Genomic DNA, 1,420 nt, shown 5'->3' on the forward strand with positions numbered 1-1,420 from the left:
GCGGCAACAGCAATTAGTTCTGCCTCAACAGCGATTGCCAACGCCCAACAGGCCGGCCAAATCACGGCTGACCAGGCCAATGTTTTGAATACTGCTGTCCAAGCGGCCCAAAGTGCCAACCAAAATGCTTTGGCAACCGCCAAGACCGCTGATGACATCAATACAGCAAGCACGCAGTTGACCAACGCCTTGGCCCAAGTGCAGCTTAATTTGCAAAAGGCTAAGTCAACAACCGCCATTAACAAGGCGGCCGACCAGGTTAGTGCTGATATTGATAGTGACAAGACCTTGGATGATGGCCAGAAGGCGAGCCAAAAGGCCAACGTTGCCGGTCAAAAGAAGGCTGCTCAAACTCAGATTGATGGTAGTACGACGATTGCTGGTGTGCAGGCAGCAGAAACCGGCTTTACAAGCACTGTTGCCGGTAACCATGCGCCTGGCCAATCAATTGATGACCGTCGTTCAGCTTTGAAGCAACAAATTACCGATGCGGTGAACCGGGCAAACTTGAAAATTAATGCCGACCCAACTCTGACGGCGGCGGCAAAGCAAGTTGAAATCAATGCGGTTAGTGCGGCACAAACCAGCATTAACCAACAAATTGACCAGGCCACTGATGCTGCCACGGGAGTCAATGTGACGGCTACTGGAGTAACCACGATTGCGGGTATTCCACAGCCAGCCAAGGAAACCTTGGCTCAACAAAAGCAGGATTTGTTGGACTATTTGAACCAAACGATTACAGCGGCGCAAGCGGCCTTGAACCAGCAACAAAACTGGACGCAAGACCAGGTGGTTCTCTTAACCAGTCAAATTTCAACCATTAAGAAGTATGTGACGAACAAGGTTGGGACCGACCAGAACGCCGATGATTTGGTTAACTCTCGGTCAATCTTGGATTACAACATTAATTCGGTTAATATCGAAACGGCTCAAATTAATGGTGCGCGGGCCTTGTCAGCTGCTCGTTCAACTGCTCTGCAGAAAATTTATGACAACGGCACGCTGTCAAAGGATGAGCAGTCAGCCCAAGTCAGCCAAGTTACGGCTCTCTACGGTCAGTACATGTTGCAACTAAGCCAGAGTGTGACTCAGACGACCGTGGCTGCCATGCAAGCGGCTGGGACAGAAGGTAGTGCCGCAATTGCTGCGACACCACACGACCTCCAAACCATCCAGGAACGGACACCGGCCTTTGAAAAGCAGTTGTCAGATGAAACTGACAAGGTTAAAGCCGCTATTGATGCGGATGCCACTTTGGATTCAGCCACAAAGGCGACCCAAAAGGCTGCTACTGATACCGCCTTGGCAGCTGGTAAGACAGCTATTGAAAAGACTTCGACTGTTCAAGACGGTATTGACGCTTTGAACGCTGCCTTAACGGCCATCGACAAGACCCACCAAGTGGGTGCTTCAATCG

General features: G+C 50.7%; 1 protein-coding gene. It reads left to right on the plus strand.

Going from position 1 to position 1,420, the window contains the following annotated elements:
* On the plus strand, nucleotides 1-1,420 hold a 1,420-nt coding region (locus AOQ29_RS07740; protein WP_158530760.1), incomplete at both ends, for a DUF1542 domain-containing protein.

This window comes from Fructobacillus ficulneus, from assembly GCF_001047075.2.
GTDB lineage: Bacteria > Bacillota > Bacilli > Lactobacillales > Lactobacillaceae > Fructobacillus > Fructobacillus ficulneus.